At 65.6% G+C, this 16,768-nt stretch carries 14 protein-coding genes; 6 read left to right on the top strand and 8 right to left on the bottom strand.

What is annotated here, in order from left to right; translation table 11 throughout:
• From PHD22_RS07375 to PHD22_RS07360, 4 genes are all read left to right on the top strand, one after another.
• Nucleotides 1–645 (top strand): FixG Ig-like domain-containing protein (locus PHD22_RS07375; RefSeq protein ID WP_299864446.1); only part of this gene is annotated, 645 nt, incomplete at its 5' end.
• 16 nt (nucleotides 646–661) lie between these two features.
• A complete protein-coding gene (locus tag PHD22_RS07370; protein WP_299864443.1) occupies nucleotides 662–2,326 on the top strand; it encodes a nitrite/sulfite reductase in 1,665 nt (554 codons plus the stop codon).
• Complete coding sequence (locus tag PHD22_RS07365) at nucleotides 2,317–2,757, top strand: DUF934 domain-containing protein (protein WP_299864440.1); 441 nt, start codon at nucleotides 2,317–2,319, stop codon at nucleotides 2,755–2,757. Before PHD22_RS07370 ends, PHD22_RS07365 begins: the two co-directional genes overlap by 10 nt.
• Nucleotides 2,758–3,027: 270 nt before the next feature.
• The gene (locus PHD22_RS07360) at nucleotides 3,028–3,696 is read left to right on the top strand and encodes a hypothetical protein (protein WP_299864437.1); all 669 of its coding nucleotides are present in this window, start codon (nucleotides 3,028–3,030) and stop codon (nucleotides 3,694–3,696) included.
• 43 nt (nucleotides 3,697–3,739) lie between these two features.
• On the opposite strand, the gene PHD22_RS07355 is transcribed toward PHD22_RS07360, so the two are convergent.
• From PHD22_RS07355 to PHD22_RS07335, 5 genes are all read right to left on the bottom strand, one after another.
• The gene (locus PHD22_RS07355; RefSeq protein WP_299864435.1) at nucleotides 3,740–5,929 is read right to left on the bottom strand and encodes a GGDEF domain-containing phosphodiesterase; all 2,190 of its coding nucleotides are present in this window, start codon (nucleotides 5,927–5,929) and stop codon (nucleotides 3,740–3,742) included.
• Complete coding sequence (locus PHD22_RS07350) at nucleotides 5,926–6,702, bottom strand: MBL fold metallo-hydrolase (RefSeq protein ID WP_299864433.1); 777 nt, start codon at nucleotides 6,700–6,702, stop codon at nucleotides 5,926–5,928. Before PHD22_RS07350 ends, PHD22_RS07355 begins: the two co-directional genes overlap by 4 nt.
• Nucleotides 6,703–6,721: 19 nt before the next feature.
• Nucleotides 6,722–8,338: a PAS domain-containing methyl-accepting chemotaxis protein gene (locus PHD22_RS07345; protein ID WP_299864431.1), complete on the bottom strand. Its 1,617-nt coding sequence runs from the start codon at nucleotides 8,336–8,338 to the stop codon at nucleotides 6,722–6,724.
• Between the two features lie 209 nt (nucleotides 8,339–8,547).
• Nucleotides 8,548–9,186: a response regulator transcription factor gene (locus PHD22_RS07340; protein ID WP_299864428.1), complete on the bottom strand. Its 639-nt coding sequence runs from the start codon at nucleotides 9,184–9,186 to the stop codon at nucleotides 8,548–8,550.
• Nucleotides 9,183–10,346 carry a PAS domain S-box protein gene (locus tag PHD22_RS07335; RefSeq protein WP_299864425.1) on the bottom strand — a complete coding sequence of 388 codons (1,164 nt, stop codon included), beginning with the start codon at nucleotides 10,344–10,346 and terminating at the stop codon, nucleotides 9,183–9,185. The genes PHD22_RS07340 and PHD22_RS07335 overlap by 4 nt, the downstream gene beginning before the upstream one ends.
• A gap of 225 nt (nucleotides 10,347–10,571) precedes the next feature.
• Here PHD22_RS07335 and PHD22_RS07330 point away from each other — a divergent pair, with 225 nt between their 5' ends.
• Nucleotides 10,572–12,005, top strand: a complete 1,434-nt coding sequence (locus PHD22_RS07330; RefSeq protein WP_299864422.1) for an aldehyde dehydrogenase family protein — start codon at nucleotides 10,572–10,574, stop codon at nucleotides 12,003–12,005.
• A gap of 36 nt (nucleotides 12,006–12,041) precedes the next feature.
• On the opposite strand, the gene PHD22_RS07325 is transcribed toward PHD22_RS07330, so the two are convergent.
• A complete protein-coding gene (locus tag PHD22_RS07325; RefSeq protein ID WP_299864419.1) occupies nucleotides 12,042–13,232 on the bottom strand; it encodes a YbfB/YjiJ family MFS transporter in 1,191 nt (396 codons plus the stop codon).
• 108 nt (nucleotides 13,233–13,340) lie between these two features.
• Between PHD22_RS07325 and PHD22_RS07320 the strand changes: the two genes are divergently transcribed.
• A complete protein-coding gene (locus PHD22_RS07320) occupies nucleotides 13,341–14,183 on the top strand; it encodes a helix-turn-helix transcriptional regulator (protein WP_299864416.1) in 843 nt (280 codons plus the stop codon).
• Between the two features lie 93 nt (nucleotides 14,184–14,276).
• Here the strand turns inward: PHD22_RS07320 and PHD22_RS07315 are convergent, their stop codons facing one another.
• On the bottom strand, nucleotides 14,277–15,980 hold the full coding sequence (locus tag PHD22_RS07315) for a cation:proton antiporter (RefSeq protein ID WP_299864413.1): 1,704 nt from the start codon (nucleotides 15,978–15,980) through the stop codon (nucleotides 14,277–14,279).
• A 69-nt stretch (nucleotides 15,981–16,049) separates the two neighbouring features.
• Complete coding sequence (locus tag PHD22_RS07310; RefSeq protein WP_299864410.1) at nucleotides 16,050–16,547, bottom strand: NAD(P)H-dependent oxidoreductase; 498 nt, start codon at nucleotides 16,545–16,547, stop codon at nucleotides 16,050–16,052.
• Between the last annotated feature and the right edge of the window lie 221 nt (nucleotides 16,548–16,768).

Here is a 16,768-nt window from a genome sequence, read left to right as displayed (position 1 = left end):
CCCCGCAAGGGCCTCGCCCCGGCGTCCGGTGGGCGGGGCGACTGCGTGGACTGCGGCCTCTGCGTGCAGGTCTGCCCGACCGGTATCGACATCCGGGATGGCCTGCAGTACCAGTGCATCAATTGTGGCCTGTGTGTGGACGCCTGCGATGAGGTGATGGTCCGGGTCGGCAAGCCCGTCGGCCTGATCCGCTTTGCTTCCGAGGGGGAGCTGGCCGGCCAGCCTCGTGCCAGCGGCCGTCCCCGCCTGGCGGTGTATGGCGGCCTGATCGGGGTCTTCCTGGCCCTGGGGGCGTGGACGGCGACCCAGCGCTCCCTGTTGCTGGTGGACGTGCTGCGGGACCGCGGGAGCCTGGCCCGGGAGGCGAGCGACGGGCGTATCGAGAACGCATACACCCTCAAGCTCGCCAATCTGGCCGAGGAGGCCCGCGAGTTCGACGTGACCGTGAAGGGGCTGCCGGGGATCGAGCTGGTGGGAAGCCACCGCTTTGCCGGGGAGCCCGGCAGCATCCGCGCGGTACAGGTGACCGTGGCGGTTCCGCCCGACGCTGCCCCCCCCGGCGCCCGGCCAATCACCTTCGAGGTCCAGACCGTGCAGGCCCCCGCCGAACGCGTGGTTGAAAAGAGCACCTTCGTCCTTCCCTGACTTTCACGAGTTGCCCATGTACCGATACAACCAAACCGATCAGCGCCTGGTGGACGAGCGCGTCATCCAGTTTCGCGATCAGATGACGCGTTTCCTTGACGGACGTCTGGGAGAGGACGAGTTCCGCCCCTTGCGCCTGCAGAACGGCCTGTACATCCAGCGCCACGCACCGATGCTGCGGGTGGCGATTCCGTACGGCACCCTCTCCAGCCCCCAGTTGCGCGCGCTGGCGGACATCGCCCGCCGCTACGACCGGGGCTATGGCCACTTCACCACCCGCAGCAATCTCCAGTACAACTGGATCCGCCTGGAGGACACGCCCGAGATTCTGGCCGAGCTGGCCCGGGTCCAGATGCACGCGATCCAGACCTCCGGCAACTGCATTCGCAACATCACTACCGATGCCTTTGCCGGGGTGGCCGCCGACGAGATCCTGGATCCGCGCCCCTACTGCGAGATTGTCCGGCAGTGGTCCATCCAGGCGCCGGAGTTCCTGTTCCTGCCACGCAAGTTCAAGATCGCCATTTCCGGTGGCGAAGAGGACCGGGCCGCCGTGCGCTTCCACGATATCGGAGCCCGCGCGAAGGTGGCGGAGGATGGCCGGATCGGTTTCGAGATCTTCGTGGGCGGCGGCTTGGGGCGGACTCCGATGGTGGGTCAGCTGCTGCGGGATTTCCTTCCCCGGGAAGATCTGCTGACCTACTTCGAAGCCATCCTGCGGGTGTACAACCGCTACGGCCGGCGTGACAACAAGTACAAGGCACGCATCAAGATCCTGGTGAAGGATCTGGGCCTGGCTGGTTTCCTGAAGGAAGTGGAGGATGAGTGGGCGTGGACCCGGGGCGGTCCGGCAACCCTCTCAGGGGATCGCTTCCAGGAGATGGAGGCTTTCTTCAGCCCCCCCGGGGGTGCCTTGCCCGCCTGCGCAGAGGGCACCTTCAGGAAGGCCCTGGAGGACAGCCGTCCCTTTTCCCGCTGGGTGGCACGCAATGTGGTGGCCCACCGGCAGCCTGGCCGCACCATCGTGACCCTGTCCCTCAAGAAGACCGGCATGCCCCCTGGCGATGCCACGGCCGATCAGATGGAGGGGGTAGCGGCGCTGGCCGAGCGCTACAGCTCCGGCGAGATCCGGGTCAGCCATGAGCAGAACCTGGTGCTGCCCCAGGTATGTGAGGAGGATCTGCCGGCCTTGTGGGAGGCAGCCCGGGCCCTGGGCCTGGCCACGCCGAATATTGGTCTCCTGAGTGACCTGGTGTGCTGCCCGGGCGGCGATTTTTGCTCCCTCGCCAACGCCCGTTCGATTCCCGTGGCGGAAGCCATCCAGCGGCGCTTCGAGGACCTGGATTACCAGTTTGATCTGGGGCCGCTGGAACTCAACATGTCCGGCTGCGTGAATGCCTGCGGACACCATCACATTGGCCACATCGGAATCCTCGGAGTGGATAAGAACAACGAGGAGTGGTACCAGGTCACGATCGGGGGGCGGGAGGGCAACCGGGCTGCGCTCGGCAAGGTGATCGGCCCGTCCTTTGCTGCCGGGCAGATTCCGGAGGTGATCGGGCGCCTGCTGGAGGTTTATGTGGCGAGCCGCCGCGAGGAGGAAATCTTCATCGATACCGTCGAGCGCATCGGGCTGGCGCCGTTCAAGGCCCGGGTCTATGGGGAGGCCGCATGGGCATGATCATTTGCCGCGGGCAGCTCGTGGAAGACCTGTGGCAGTGGCCTCCTGCAGAGCCCCCCAGCGCTGCCGACCCGCTGGCCGGGGGGCGTGTGCTGTTGACCCTGTCCCAGTGGTTGCAGCATCGGGACCGGGCCCGCGGGGCGGGCTGCGGCGTCTGGCTGGCGCCTGAGGAGGATCCTGCCATGCTGCTGCCGGATCTGCCCGAACTGTCCCTGATCGCGATCCATTTTCCGGTGTTCACCGACGGCCGGGGGTATTCCCAGGCCCGTCTGCTGCGGGAGCGTCATGGTTACGGGGGAGAGCTGCGGGCGGTGGGTGATGTGCTGCAGGATCAGTTGCCCTTGATGCTGCGCTGTGGCTTCGATGCGTTCTGTCTGCGGACAGATCAGTCCCTTGCAGAGGCCTTGAGGCGCATTGCGGGTGAGCCGTGAGCACGCAGCCAGCCGGGCTGGCAGCGCCGAGGGCGGGTGGTTGCCCCCGGCGGGCGTGTCCAGCTCCGGGGCGGGAGGGGGAGCGGTGTCGGATATTTTTACGCCAGCCTGACAGAACGCTCTTCAAGAAAATTCAGGTGATTGATAAATAAAGCTTGTTTTGGGTGCGCATGAATCTTGCTGAGTGTTTGCATACCCTGATAACACGTTTTCCGGAGAGTTGGTCCGCCCTCAACCCGCCGGGAGTCAAAGTCCAAAGAGGAGCGCCCCATGTGGAATCTTCATTCGAAGTCCAGCCTCTCCATCCTGGCCGGAACCACCGCCCTTGCCCTGACATGCCTTGCCTGCCCGGCCCAGGCGGCGGTCGCCACGTACACCAGTTCGTCCGCGTTCCTGAGTGCGGTGGGGGGCAGTCTCCAGACGGAAACCTTCGAGGGTCTCGCCGTGGATACCGTGCTTGCAAACGGTTCAGGCCTCAATGGCCTGACGTATACGTTCAGTGGCGGTCTTGCCGGCCGGATTGACAGCACATACAACCGCTTTGGTGATCGCTCCCTGGGGGCGGTGCTCCACTCCGGGGCGGACTTCTTTCTCAACAACGAGAGCATCAGCGTGAATTTCGGAGGAGCGGTGAATGCCTTCGGGGTGTTCTTCAACGCCAGTCAATCTCCCGCCGGCGCCTGGTTCGTTGCCACGGACACCGGTGGCATGGCCTTGAGCAGTGCGCTGTACGATACGCCGACCTTCCATTTTGTCGGTCTGGTGTCTGACACGCCTTTCAATCAGGTGGTCTTCGGCGGCAACGGAACGGGCCTGTCGGGGTTCAACGTGGATAACCTGAGCTATAACCGCAGCGCCAACCGGATTCCGGAGCCGGGTGCCCTGGCCTTGGCGAGTCTCCTCCTGCTGGCGCTCGGTGCCCGCACCCGGAGAGGCTGACGGCGCGGCGGCCGCCATCGACTCCGGCCGCCTGCGCTTTCCTTCAGTGCATCCGGGAGCCCGGCAGGCCCAGATGAAAGCCTTGGGCATAATCAACGCCCATGCCCTGCAGGGTCTTGAGGATGTCCTCGGACTCCACGAACTCGGCGATGGTGAGGATGCCCAGTTCCTGGCACAGACGGGTGAGATTGCGCACGAGGGTGCGGTCGATGGAAGAACGGACGATATTCTTCACGAAGGCGCCGTCGATCTTCACGTAGTCGAAGCTCAGCTCCCGCAGGTAGTGGAAGGAGTTGTAGCCGCTGCCAAAGTCATCCAGGGCGAACAGGAAGCCTTTCTTGCGCAGGTCACTGAGAAATTTCCGCATGTGGGTCATGTCACCGATGGCATCCCGTTCGAGGATCTCGAAGACGATGACGTTGGGAGGAATGCCCAGTTCGGCGCACAGGTCTTCGGCATAGGTCAGGATGCCGCGCCCCTGGATCTCCTGGGCGGACAGGTTGATGAAGAGCCGGAAGGGCTGTGAGTCCTTGTCCAGGCGGGCCCGGGCAGCCTTCAGGGCCTGGGTGATGATGCTGCGGTCCAGCTCCCGGCCCAGGCCGTATTTCTCGATGGTTTCGATGAAACTGCCCGCGGGCAGGGTCTGGCCGTCAGGTTCGATGATCCGGGCCAGGGTCTCGCAGGCAAAGGGCTCACCGGTCCGGCAGTCGAAGATGCTCTGGTAGTAGGGGACGACCCGGCCTTCCTTGAGGGCGCTGCGGAGTTTCTCCGCGTAGTCCCGGGTCTTGCGGCTGGCCTGCACCCGGTCTCCCACCGATTCCAGGGTGCCAATGCCGTCCTTGCCCAGCTCCTTGGCCCGGTACAGGCCCAGGTCCACCCCCGCCATCAGATCGGAGATGCTGTGGGCATCACCGGGATAGGTTACCAGCCCGATGGAGGTGGTGATGTGGAAACCCTGCCCCTCGTCGCCGTAGAAGGTCATCTGGCGCAGCTCGGTACGCAGCTTTTCGGCCACGATCAGGGCGCCGGTGGTGCCGGTTTCCACCAGGATGATCGCAAACTCGTCGCCACCGATCCGGGTGGCCAGGTCACCATTGCGCATGGTGGCCCTCATCCGGTCGGCGACCTGCTGCAGTACCCGGTCGCCGCAGGGGTGGCCGTAGGTGTCGTTCACGTCCTTGAAGTCGTCCAGGTCCAGCATCAGGATCGAGAACTCATGCTGGTGGCGTTCCGACCGGCCGACCTCGTAGCCCAGGATCTCGTTGAAGTAGCGCCGGTTGTGCAGGCCGGTCAGGGGGTCGTGGGTTGAATAGTATTCCAGCTCCGAGAGGGTCCGGCTGAGGGCCTTGCTGGAGCCCACCACCATCACCATCACCGCCAGGATGGAATGGATCACGCTGCTCTCCTGGGGGGTCAGGTCGTCCAGGGCTGCGTAGGCAATGCCCAGGAGACCCGCCAGGTTGGAGGCCTCAATGGTGGGCACCGGCACCGTGATCATGCGGATATCTTCGATGCTGCTTACCGTCCGGTCGCTGCCATGGGTGACCTGAAACTCCTCGATGTCGAGGGGAATGTCCGCCGGCATCTGGAGGTGGGTCGCCATGTCCCGGGCCAGGTTCTGGCGTGCCGAGCGACGGACGTCCTCCGGAAAATCACCCATGTAGTAGATGAACAGCGAGAGGGCGTCCTCTTCGGCGAAAGCGATGAAGAAGACGTCGAAGGGAAAGAAGGCGTGAAAGCCCCGCAGCACCTCCTGGACGAAGGCTTTCCACTGGGTGACTTTCTCGTGGGACAGGACGATGGTCTCGAGCACCTGGCTTTGCCGTTCCAGCAGGTCCTTTTCCACCAGGGTGCCGGCCAGCTCCCGGGCGGTGCGGTTGAATTCCAGCATCACCTGGCGCAGCTCCCGGGCGTTCTGCTGCCATTGGCGCCGCCGTTCCCCGACCAGGAGCTCCAGGGTCTTGTCCAGGCGCTGACAGCGGGCCACGGCCTGCTCCAGTCCGCTGATGATCTGGAGCCGGGCGGCTTCATCGAGGGTCTGGGCTTCAATCAGGCGGATGGACTGGCGCAGGCTGTCCATGAGTTCCACGTGGATTTCGCGGGTCATCTCGCTGACGCTGGCTCCGAAGCGGCGGGTCCGGGTCTGGCTTTCAAAAAGGGCGGCGAAATTCTCGAGAACGTGCTGGTGCATTTCTTCCGCAGCTTCGGGCGTACGTGGGATGACGGTATTCATGGCTGGCTTTTCCGCAGGAACCGGCCCGCCGAGACCATCAGGTCCACGCCGCACTCCAGGTGGCGAAACCAGTCGAGGAAAGCCTGGACGGCGCCCCCCCTGTAGACCGGCCCGTGCTGGGGCGCAATCATCTGGATGTCGAGCTCGGACACCGCATCCACCCACAGGCGGGCGGCCCGGTTGGAGGCCATGTAGCGCCGGTGGAAGCCCTCGATGTAGGGCAGGTGCGCTTCGAAGTCGTCCACGTAGGCGTCCTCTACACCGGGGGGCATCATGGCGGCGCCGATGTCCCCGGTAAACAGGATCCGGGACACCGGGTCGTAGACGTTGATCTGGCCTTCCGAATGCAGGAAGTGGGCAGGGATGAGGTCCAGGCTGAAGCCTGGCGCCAGGTCGCAGCGCATGCCTTCATCGGGGACGCCAATGAAACGTTCCATCGAGCTCAGGCCGTAGTGGGGAAGGAAGCGCAGCCAGATCTGCGAAACGTAGACGGGCGCCTGGGTCATCTCGAGCCAGGTGGCAATCCCGCCGACGATGTCCGGGTCCTGGTGGGACAACATGATGGCCTTGATGCTCTCCGGGCCGGTATGGCGGAGCAGCTCGGTGAGGACCCGGGGCATCACACCGAAGCCGCCCGGATCGAGCAGCACGCCATGCTCGTCATGGCTGACCAGATACTGATTGGAGCGGATGCCATCCTCCTCGCCCGGTTCGCTTTCGTTGAGCAGGATGAATTTGTGATGATCGGTGTTGAAAAGGGAGATGTTGCGCATGAGGTGAGCTTCCGGAACGCTAGTGAATTCTGAATCCGCTGATCAGGGTTTTGAGCCGGGTTGAGGTGTCGACCAGTTCGCCGGCTGATGTGGTGGCCTGATGGGCAGCCTGCAGGTTGTCTTCGATGAGTTGGGTGATGCGCTCCATGTTGCTGGCCACCTCCTCGCTGGCATGGGTCTGCTGCTCGGTCGCGGCGGAGATGGTGTGGGCCATGGCGGTGACCTCATCGGCAGCGAGGGTCACCCCCTCGAGGCTGGTAGCGCTTTCCTGCAGGTGTAGGATGGTGTCCTGCACCTCCTGGCGTGCCGCGGCCATGGCCGTCACCGCCTGGTGGGTCATGGTCTGGATGTCCGCGACGGTGGCCGCAATATCCCGGGTGCTGGACGAGGTCCGCTCGGCCAGGGTCCGCACTTCATCGGCAACGACCGCAAAGCCACGGCCCTGCTCGCCGGCCCGTGCTGCCTCGATGGCGGCATTGAGGGCCAGCAGGTTGGTTTGTCCAGCCACTTCCGAGATCACCTGGGTGATGCTGCCGATGCGCTGGACTGCGACCGAGAGGGCGTTGATGGTTTCGCTCGACTGGGTCACCGTGGCGACGACCCGGTGGGTCTTTTCGACGGTCTGGTGGATGCGGGCGTTGCCCGCTTCAATGAGCGCCTGGGCCCGCTGGGCCGCCGCGGTGGTCTCTCCCGCGCTGCTCGCCACCTCACGGACCGAGACGCTCAGTTCCTCCGTCGCGGCAGCCACGCTCTTGGCGCTGTCGTATTGCAGGGTGGACTGGGCGTGGACCTCGCCGATCCGGGTGTCCAGCCGGCTGCCGCGGCTTTCGATGGCATGGGCGGCCGTGGCGATGTCGTCCAGCATGGCCAGCAGATGTACCTGCATCCCGCCGAGCTGGCAGAACAGCAGGCCGGTCTCGTCCCGGCTGGTGACGTCCACCTCGTTGGTCAGGTTGCCTTCGGCAATCTGGTCGAAGAAGGCGGAGACCCGGCTGAGGGGACGGTTGAGCCTGAGGGAGAAGTAGATCCCCACGGAGATGGCGGCCAGGGTGCTGAGAAGGGCGGCACCCCCCACCAGCAGGGTCTTGTCGGGGGTCAGGACGCCGGCAAACGAAACGACGGTGATCAGGGCGGTCAGGAGGGCCATTCCGCCCATCACGGCCCACAGCCGGGTGCCGAAGGAGAAGCGTCCGAGCAGGCCGGGGTTGATGGTCGGAAAGCGGGCACGTCCGTCCCTGACCTGCTGGTAAAGGATCTCTGCCTGGGCGACCTGCTCCCGGCCGGGCTCCGTGCGGACCGACATGTAGCCTACGGTCCGGCCCTGTTTGCGGATCGGCACGACGAAGGCCTTGACCCAGTAGTGATCACCGTTCTTGCAGCGGTTCTTGACCAGTCCGTGCCAGGGCAGGCCACTTTTGACCGTGCCCCACAGATCGGCAAAGGCCTCCCGGGGCATGTCCGGGTGGCGCACCATGTTGTGATGGCTGCCGATGAGCTCCTCGCGGCTGAATCCGCTGATGTCCACAAAGGCATCATTGGCGTGGACGATGTCGCCATTCAGGTCGGTTTTGGAAACCAGGTAGCGGCCGGGGGGAAACGGTACTTCGATCTGGGTGACGGGCAGGTTGGTCTTCACGGGTCTGTGCAAAAGCGTTGTGAGGGCAGGGTGGTGAAAGCGATGTCCGGAAACAGTGCTGCATCACCTCCGGACCCGGTTCCGTCAGGGGCCAGCGGATGACCGTATGACCATAACAAGCTTTTACATTCCCGTATGTCAGGATTCCCTGATTTCGACTGGGGTTATTGCCGCCTTGGCAGGACAGGCGGGCGCCCCTGGCTGTGACCTCAGGCCTCGTCCAGTCCGTTGTGGATGGCGTAGCGGATCAGATCGGCGTTGTTGTCGATGTCGAGCTTGTCCATCAGACGCATTTTGTGGGTGCTGACCGTCTTGGGGCTCAGGTGCAGGCGCTCGGCGATCTCCCCCAGGGAGAGACCGGCAACGATGCCCTGCAGGACCTGGCGTTCCCGTTCTGACAGGGTCTCGTGGCGCTGCGCAGGCTGCGGTGGCCTTGTCACCGTGAGCGGATCGGCGTTGCCGACGGTCGGGTCGGTGAAGGGTTCCCCCCCGGCCACCTGGCGGATGCCGGCGAGCAGGACTTCCGGTTCGCTGCCCTTGGTCACGTAACCGTTGGCACCGGCCCGGAAGGCCCGCGCAACGATCTGCTCTTCGTTGTGCATCGAGAGCACCAGGATGGGCTGGGATACGCCCCGCGCGCGCAGGTCGCGGATCAGGTCTACGCCGCACAGACCCGGCATCGCCATGTCCAGCAGGAGCAGATCGGCTGGGGTATCCAGCAGTTTCTCCCGAACCTCGTCGCCCCGGGTGGCTTCACCGGCCACGCTGATGTCCAGGGTCGTGGCGATGACCTGACGCAGCCCGGTGCGGACGACGGCGTGGTCATCGGCAATCAGGACCCGGATCACGTGGGCTCCTGAAGGGGGATGGCGATGGTGATCCGGGTGCCGGAGCCGGGTTGGCTGTGCAGCGCGAGGGTCCCACCGAGGGCGGTGACCCGTTCGCGCATGCCCATGATCCCGAAGCCCTGCTGACTGTCGAGCCTGGCCGGATCGAAGCCGATCCCGTCGTCCTGGATCTGCAGGTCCAGCCCTGCGCGGCTGCCGCGTAGCCGGATGCGCACCTCCTGGGCTCTGGCATGGCGGGCGATGTTGGTGAGGGATTCCTGGATGGCCCGGAAGGCAACGGTGACATGGTTGTCGTCCATGGGAATGTCCTCCGTGCCCAGGTCCAGGTGGACCTGGATTGATGCGCGCTTGTACAACTGCTCGGCCAGCCATTCGATGGCCGGGACCAGGCCGAGGTCGAGCACTGCCGGGCGCAGGTTGCTGGCAATCTGGCGTACCGCGTCCATCGTGCCATCGGCCAGGGTCCGCATCTCGTCGGCAATCCGGAACAGGGCCGGGTTATGACCAAACCCCAGGCGCAGCAGGGAAATCTCCATTTTCAGGGCGGTCAGGCGCTGCCCCAGCTCGTCGTGAATTTCCCGGGCAATGCGCTTGCGTTCATTCTCGAGCAGGGACTCCTGGTGCTTGGACAGCTCCCGTAACTGGCGGCGCGATTCGATCAAGGCCAGTTCTGCATGCTTGCGGCTGTCGATGTCGAGCACCTGACTGACCCAGTAGGCTACGTCGCCGTCCTGATCCAGTACCCGGGAGGCCACCACCAGTGCCCACACCGAACGGCCGTCCTTGCGGATGTAGCGCACTTCCCGCTGCAGGCGGGGCAGGCTGCCGTCCAGCAACTGGCTGCGCACCCGCTCCCTGTCCGGAAAATCCTCCAGGCAGGTGATGTCCTGGTAGGAGCGTTGCAGCAGCTCGGTCTCGGAATACCCCACGAAATCGCACATGGCCCGGTTGACCCGGAGGTAGTGTCCCTCCCGGTTGGCAACCGTCATGCCCACCGCCGATGCCTGGAAGGTGCTCTGGAAAAAGGCGTTGTCGATCCGGAACCGTTCCCGTTCCTGGCGCAAGCGGGCGCAGACCGTGAAGGCGCCTCCCAGGGCCGTGAGCCCGAAGGCGCTGGAGAGCAGGACGGCAGGAGTGGAGAGATTCAGCAAGGTGTCCATGAACGCATCAAAAGCTTGCCGGGAGTCGCCTCCGGCATGGATTTACCCCCAACGGGGTAGTCGTGCGGGGCTCCGGGGACCGAGTTATACCCCACCGGGAGGGGAAGCGGTAGGCCCCGGAAGTCCCGCCGGCCGTGGCGATCTGCCTCCGGGCTGGAATCCATGCGTCCTCCCGCCGCTTTCTGCTAACTTCTCCCTTTCCAACAGCAACGATGGACGGAAAACATGCGCGCTTACCACCAGTTCTACATCAACGGCCAGTGGGTCGAGCCGGCCCGTGCCGGGCTGCTTGAGGTGATCAACCCGGCCACCGAGGCGGTGGCCGGAACCATTGCACTGGGCACGGCCACCGACGTGGATCAGGCCGTAGCCGCTGCCCGGGCGGCGTTCCCGGCCTTTGCGGCGACCACCCGGGAGGAGCGGCTGGCGCTGATCGACCGCATCTGCGTCGAGTACAAGAAGCGCTATGACGATATCGCCCAGGCCATCACCGAGGGAATGGGGGCACCTCTTGCCTATCTGTCTTCCAAGGCCCAGGCCGGCTCCGGGCTGGGGCATTTCAAGGCGGTACGGGCGGCCCTGGCCGCGTTCGAGTTCGAGAAGAGCCAGGGTGGAACCCGGATCGTCCGGGAGCCCGCGGGCGTCTGTGCCCTGATCACGCCCTGGAACTGGCCCATCAACCAGGTCGCCTGCAAGGTGGCGCCGGCCCTGGCTGCGGGGTGCACGATGGTGCTCAAGCCCTCCGAACTGGCCCCCTTTTCGGCCATCCTGTTTGCCGAAGTGCTGCACGCTGCCGGTGTGCCGGCAGGGGTGTTCAACCTGGTGAATGGGGACGGCGCCGGTGTGGGCGCGCCCCTGGCAGCCCATCCTGATGTGGACATGGTGTCGTTTACCGGCTCCACCCGGGCGGGCAAGCAGGTCATGAAGAGCGCTGCCGATACGGTCAAGAAGGTCGCTCTGGAGCTGGGGGGCAAGTCGGCCAACATCCTCCTCGAGGATGCGGATTTTCCCAGAATGGTCAAGCAGGGCCTGCTCTCCCTGCTGATCAACAGTGGCCAGAACTGCAACGCGCCTTCCCGGATGCTGGTTCCCGAGAGCCGTCTCGAGGAGGTGGAGGCCATTGCGGCGGCCACCCTGACCCGTGCGGTGGTGGGCGACCCCCTGGACGAGGCCACCACCATGGGTCCGTCGGCCAACAAGGCCCAGTACGAACGGGTCCAGGCTTACATCGCCACGTCCATCGAGGAAGGGGCAAAGCTGGTGGGAGGGGGCCTGGGCCGCCCTGAAGGACTGAGTCGCGGCTATTTCTCCAGGCCCACCGTGTTCAGCCGGGTGACGCCAGAGATGACCATCGCCCGCGAGGAGGTCTTCGGGCCGGTGCTGTCGATCCTCACCTACAAGGACGAAGAGGATGCCATCCGGATTGCCAATGATACGCCCTACGGGCTGTCGGGCTACGTGTCCTCCGCCAGCCAGGCGCGGGCAAGATCCGTAGCCCGCCGCTTGCGTACCGGTAACGTGCATCTCAACGGGGCGCCCAACGACCAGACCGCCCCCTTCGGTGGCTACAAGCAGTCCGGGCTGGGCCGGGAGTGGGGTGCCTGGGGGCTCGAAGAGTTTCTGGAGACCAAGGCGATCCTGGGGTACGGGGAAGACTGAGGCCGGACTGGCCGGATTTGTCCGGCCAGTCCCGGTTCAGTTTTGGCGTTTCTCTTCCCGGCCCACGGCCACCAGCAGCAGCATTCCGACACCCATCACCCAGGCGGCGACGATCAGCGCCCCCTGGTAGCTGCCGGTGAGGGTGGCGATGTAGCCTGCCATGGCCGGCGCGACGATCTGGGCGACGCCGTAGCTCAGGGTCAGCCGGGCCATCGCCTTGGCGGGGTTGGCCGGGAAGCAGCGGCCGATGATGGCCAGGGTGAGGCTGACGATCCCCGCAAAGGTCCCCCCGTAGAGCACGGCGCTGATCAGGTTGGCCAGGGTGCCTTCGCTGATGGCGGGCAGCACGATCGACACGATCTGCAGTCCGTAGGCCAGCAACAGGGCGGGAATCTGCCCCTGGGCACGGGCGATCCGGTCCCACAGGAAGCTGGACGGTACCGCCGCCAGACCAACGATCACCCATACCCAGCCGCCCTTGCCCGTCAACATCGGCAGCTTCTCGACAATGGCGACGATGAAGGTGGCGCTGATCACGTAGCCGAAGCCCGCACAGAAGTAGGAGGCGAGGAAGAGCTGCATCCAGCGCCGGCTCGGGGGCGGCAGCGCCTTGGCCGGCTGTGCCTTGACGGCGCCGGGGGCCGGAAGCCAGAACCAGGCCGGCAGGAAGAACGCCACGCCCAGCAGGCCCAGGCCGATCCACTGACCGTCCCAGGCCAGGTTGCCTACCATGCCTGCCACGGCCAGGCCCGAGACCACGATGCCCAGCCCGATGCCGGCAAAGTGCAGCCCCAGCTCCGGCTTGTGGCCGTGGCGGATCAGCCAGTTCAGGACCAGCCCGGAGGCGATCAGGAGGCCGGCCGTGCTGGACATGCCGGCCACGAAGCGCAGGGCCACCCACAGGTTGATGTCCTGGGTCATGCCCATGGCAGCGGTGCTGACCACCGCCACCACCAGACCGATCCGGTACAGCTGGAACTTGCGGCCCAGGTCGCTGATGGTGGCCGCCATCAGGGCGCCGGTGATGTAGCCGGCGTAGTTGAAGGTGGCCAGCCAGCCACCCGCCAGATCGGTGAGCCCCGCCTCCCCCCGCATGATCGGGAGCAGGGGGGTATAGGCAAAGCGGGCGAGGCCGACGGTCAGGATCAGGGCGCAGATGCCGGCAAAGATCACCCGGTAGCGATCTGCGGCACTGGCCGCGGGGAAGGTGGCGGCGGAGGTGTTCATGCTGTTCTCTCTTGTAGGGATTCTTGTGCAGTGCATCCTAAGGTTTGGTGCTTCGGGCGGCTTTCGATAGGATGACGACCGATATCGACGAATTGACAAGGGGTGGCCATGCGTATTGATGAAGGCTGGAGCCCGGTGGCCGTTCCCGACATGGCCAGCCTGCCCGGTCCGGTGTTCTTGCGCTCCCAGTGCCTGCCGGCCCGTCACATCTTTCCGGTGCACTCCCATCGCTGGAACCAGCTGGTCTATGCCACCGCCGGAACCCTGGTGGTCACGGTGGCGGACTCCTGGTACGTGATCACCCCGGAGCAGGCGATCTGGGTACCCACCGGGGTGGAGCACACAACGGGCGCCCTTCACGGGGCCGAGTTCCGCAACTTGTATGTGGCGGACCAGCCTGGCCTGGGGATGCCGGGTGGCTGCACCGTGCTCTCCGTCACGCCTTTCCTGCGGGCCCTGATCGTGGAGCTGGATGACATCCACAAACGGGGGGAAGAGGAGCGCTATATTGGCCGCATCAACCAGCTCATCCTTGATCAGCTGCGGCGCCTGCCGGTGCTGGACTTCCACCTTCCCTGGCCCAAGACCCCCATGCTGCAGCGGATTTGCGAGGCGCTCTACGCCAGTCCTGCCGACCCGCGGAGTGTGGAGGACTGGGGAGCCGAGCTGGGTGCGTCCGGGCGGACCCTGGCCCGGCGCTTCGAAAAGGAAATCGGCATGGGGTTGCGGGAGTGGCGGCATCGCCTGCGCCTGTTCCGGGCGGTGGAGTGGCTTGCGGCCGGGCGCAGTGTCACCGAGGTGGCCCTGGAGCTGGGCTACGGCTCCACGTCGGCCTTCACCTTCATGTTCCGTCAGGAAATGGGCTGCAGTCCCACGGAATGGAAGCGGGGGGACAGGAGCGGATTCCCTCCGGCTGGCGGGGCGCCGGGGAGCCACGGCAAGGGCGCCTGATGACGAGGGTCACCGCCCGTCTGCGCGACATGGTCCATGCCCTGCCGGATGCCCCCGGCCTGGGCAGGGAGGGGCCGGGTGATCCGCTCCCCTTCAGGGGGAAGGCTGGCCCAGGCAGGAGGAGACGTGGCGGGCCATGCTGGCGGCCAGCTCCTGCTCGGCCACGAACACCTCGCCCAGCCCCTCCTTGCGCAGGAGCACCGCGCCGTCTTCATTGGCTGCCCGCAGGGCGGTGCGGATGCCCGGGTTGAGCTTGCGGGCGATGTCCACCATCTTGCGGCAGGCCACCGGGTCGGTAATGCTGATGACCAGCATCCGGGCCTTGGTGATGTGAGCCTGGACCAGCACGATCGGATCGGAGGCATCGCCGCTGACGGCCACCCGGCCCCGTTTGCGCAGGGACTCCACCACCGCCCGGTTGCTGTCGGCCACCACGTAATGGATGCGCGCCCGCTCCAGTGCGCCGGCGATCTTGTGACCGACCCGTCCGTGGCCCACCAGCACCACCTGCCCGGAGAGCAGCCTGCGGTCGGTGGACATGGGGACCGCGGCCAGGGGGTCGTCCCGCAGGTCCAGCTTGCGTGCCCAGGCGGAGCGTGCCCGGGCCCAGGCCTGGGCAGGGGCAATTGCCGTGAACAGCAGCGCATTGAGGGCAATCGAAACAAACGCCCCGGCCACAATCAGCGTGTGCCCTTCCGCCGTCATCAGGTTCAGGCTCAGGCCCAGGCTGGCCAGGATGAAGGAAAATTCACCGATCTGGGCCAGGCTGGCGCCCACCGTCAGGGCCGTGTTGAGGGGATAGCGGAAAGCCAGCACCAGGCCCACGGCGGCAAGGGTCTTGCCCACCATAATGATCCCCACCACGGCCAGCACCTGCAGAGGTGCCTCCAGCAGGATCCGGGGGTCGAACAGCATGCCCACGGAAACGAAGAACAGCACGGAGAATGCATCCCGCAGGGGCAGGGCATCTTCAGCGGCCCGGTGGCTGAACTCGGATGCCCGCATCATCATCCCGGCAAAGAAGGCCCCCAGGGCAAAGGACACGTCAAACAGCACCACCGAGCCATAGGCCACGCCGACCGCAGCGGAAATCACGCAGAGGGAGAACAGCTCCCGCGAGCTGCTGCGTGCCACCAGCAGCAGAACCCGGGGGAAGGCCCATTTGCCCACCACCAGTACCAGGGTGATGAAGGCCGTGAGCTTGGCCAGGGTGAGTCCCACGCTCAGCAGCAGGGCGCGCAGGCCGTGCCCGGCGATCCCGCTGTCTCCTCCCGGCAGGGGGGCGAGGGCCGGCAGCAGGACGAGGACCAGCACCATCGCCAGGTCTTCCACCGCCAGCCAGCCCACTGCGATACGGCCGTTGGTGGAATCCAGCAGGCCCTTCACCTCCAGGGCGCGCAGCAGAACCACGCTGCTGGCCACCGACAGGGCCAGACCGAACACGACGGCCTGGGCCGGGGACCAGCCCCACCACAGACAGATCCCCGCACCCATGGCCGTGGCTACGCCTGTCTGGAGCACGGCGCCGGGGACCGCGATCTTGCGGACCGCCAGCAGATCCCCCACGGAAAAATGCAGACCCACCCCGAACATCAGCAGCATCACTCCGATTTCGGCAAGCTGGCCGGCCTGCGCGGCGTCACCCACAACCCCCCCAGTGCCGGGGCTGATCACCAGGCCGGCGAGCAGATAGCCAACCAGCGGAGGAAGCCTCAGCCGGGCAGCCATCAGGCCGAAAATCATGGCAAGTCCGAAGCTGGCGGCCATCAGGGCAATCAGGGAGACGTTGAGGTGCATCGATTCGGGCGTCCTTCCAGGGTGTTGCGGGTTATCCGATGGGCTACCCCGCGTCTTTGTGTGACGTGCTTAAAAGGCACCGATGGCCAGGCCGGTTGCAAAGGCCAGGCCCAGCTCTTCCCCCCTGGCCAGTTCTTCGGGAGGGATCCGCTTGGGCGCCAGGATCGCCTCGGGTGTCTGGGCGTGAGTGCAGATGATCAACGGGGGCGCAATTTCCCGCAGACGCCATCCCGTGGCGATGCGGGCGATCTGCCGGGCCGCATTGCTGCCATCGCTGCCGGCGCAGATCAGCACGGCATAGGGGCGGGCATTGATCCGGTCCAGCCCGGCGTAGTAGCAACGGTCGAAAAAATCCTTCATCAGACCGGCAATGGCGCCGAGGTTCTCGGGGCAGGCAAAGAGGTAGCCGTCGGCGGCGAGCAGCTCATCCGGCCCCGCGTCAACCGCCCGCATGAGGCGGACGGTGACTTCCGGTTCCGCCTGGGCACCCCGGGCCACGGCCTGGATCATCTGCTCCGTGGCACCCGTGGTGGACTGATAAACGAGAAGAAGGGTCTTGGCCGACATGGGGAAATCCATTGAAACGGTGATGCCCCGAGCCTAGGTGCCCCGACCATGCGGGTCAATCGGGGATTCCCGAAGCGCCGTTCCGGGGTGACGTGGCTTTTGCGCCAGGTCAACAGCGGGAGACCGGTGCCGGCCTTAAGATGCTTGCATTGTTGCGCTGCACACCTGTCGCGTCAAGATGACGGGACTGCAGGCACCTCACGGTGGAGCACGGAGATCTC

The sequence above is a fragment of the Zoogloea sp. genome, from assembly GCF_028693495.1.
Lineage (GTDB): Bacteria > Pseudomonadota > Gammaproteobacteria > Burkholderiales > Rhodocyclaceae > Zoogloea.
This window is presented reverse-complemented; position numbering and strand designations above follow the sequence as displayed.

Bases quoted from the DNA above. Each gene is read 5' to 3' on its own strand.
- PHD22_RS07370 (WP_299864443.1), top strand. From the start codon at position 662: ATGTACCGATACAACCAAACCGATCAGCGCCTGGTGGACGAGCGCGTC.
- PHD22_RS07365 (WP_299864440.1), top strand. From the start codon at position 2,317: ATGGGCATGATCATTTGCCGCGGGCAGCTCGTGGAAGACCTGTGGCAG.
- PHD22_RS07360 (WP_299864437.1), top strand. From the start codon at position 3,028: ATGTGGAATCTTCATTCGAAGTCCAGCCTCTCCATCCTGGCCGGAACC.
- PHD22_RS07355 (WP_299864435.1), bottom strand. From the start codon at position 5,929: ATGAATACCGTCATCCCACGTACGCCCGAAGCTGCGGAAGAAATGCAC.
- PHD22_RS07350 (WP_299864433.1), bottom strand. From the start codon at position 6,702: ATGCGCAACATCTCCCTTTTCAACACCGATCATCACAAATTCATCCTG.
- PHD22_RS07335 (WP_299864425.1), bottom strand. From the start codon at position 10,346: ATGGACACCTTGCTGAATCTCTCCACTCCTGCCGTCCTGCTCTCCAGC.
- PHD22_RS07330 (WP_299864422.1), top strand. From the start codon at position 10,572: ATGCGCGCTTACCACCAGTTCTACATCAACGGCCAGTGGGTCGAGCCG.
- PHD22_RS07325 (WP_299864419.1), bottom strand. From the start codon at position 13,232: ATGAACACCTCCGCCGCCACCTTCCCCGCGGCCAGTGCCGCAGATCGC.
- PHD22_RS07320 (WP_299864416.1), top strand. From the start codon at position 13,341: ATGCGTATTGATGAAGGCTGGAGCCCGGTGGCCGTTCCCGACATGGCC.
- PHD22_RS07315 (WP_299864413.1), bottom strand. From the start codon at position 15,980: ATGCACCTCAACGTCTCCCTGATTGCCCTGATGGCCGCCAGCTTCGGA.
- PHD22_RS07310 (WP_299864410.1), bottom strand. From the start codon at position 16,547: ATGTCGGCCAAGACCCTTCTTCTCGTTTATCAGTCCACCACGGGTGCC.